This is a genomic window from Streptococcus dentapri, assembly GCF_042649885.1.
Taxonomy (GTDB): domain Bacteria; phylum Bacillota; class Bacilli; order Lactobacillales; family Streptococcaceae; genus Streptococcus; species Streptococcus dentapri.
In genome coordinates this window covers 1-538 of sequence record NZ_JBHSAC010000091.1, presented here as the reverse complement: position 1 = coordinate 538, position 538 = coordinate 1, and the positions used below count along the sequence as shown (strand labels likewise).

General features: G+C 54.1%; 1 protein-coding gene. It reads right to left on the bottom strand.

The genetic code is table 11. The annotated features are described in order from the left end of the window. The coding region (locus ACFOSE_RS09645; protein WP_380432808.1) for a hypothetical protein at positions 1 to 386 on the bottom strand (386 nt) is incomplete at its 3' end. Between the last annotated feature and the right edge of the window lie 152 nt (positions 387 to 538).

Genomic DNA, 538 nt, shown 5'->3' with positions numbered 1-538 from the left:
AGGTGCAGCCTTTTCTGGGTCACCAAATGATTGTTGAGGTAAATAGGCGCTCCTAGATTTTGAAGCTGCCAGCTGCCAGCTGCCTCCCTCTTCAGCAAAAGGCTCAGCCCCCAATCCCCCGTTAAAAGGTCGCTCCCTGGCTGCGGGCCTATGACCACACGCGAAAGCCCGTCAATGCTATAGCGGTGCTGATCAGATGGTTGGGGATAAACGATAAGCTCCCCAAAACGCCGGCCGGTGTCTAAGGGATGCTGCTGGGGGCCCTCTTGGCAAACCAAGCCGTTGGCACTCTGTGTAATCGTCAGCTGATCACTTAGGTGCAGGGCGCCTTCTTGGGGGACCGTCAAGACCTGACGGTAGCTGTCACGAAGTACAATGATATCCATAGGCTTCTTTTTGATTTCCTTTTCTTTTCATGGGAGACAAGGGGCAAACTCTCGCTTGCTGGCTCCCGTCTACTTCTCTGAACTAGTGCTAGAAGGCCTTGTGGTGGCCGTGCCGTCATCTTCCTTACCAGATAGGGCATCTTGGCGATCCT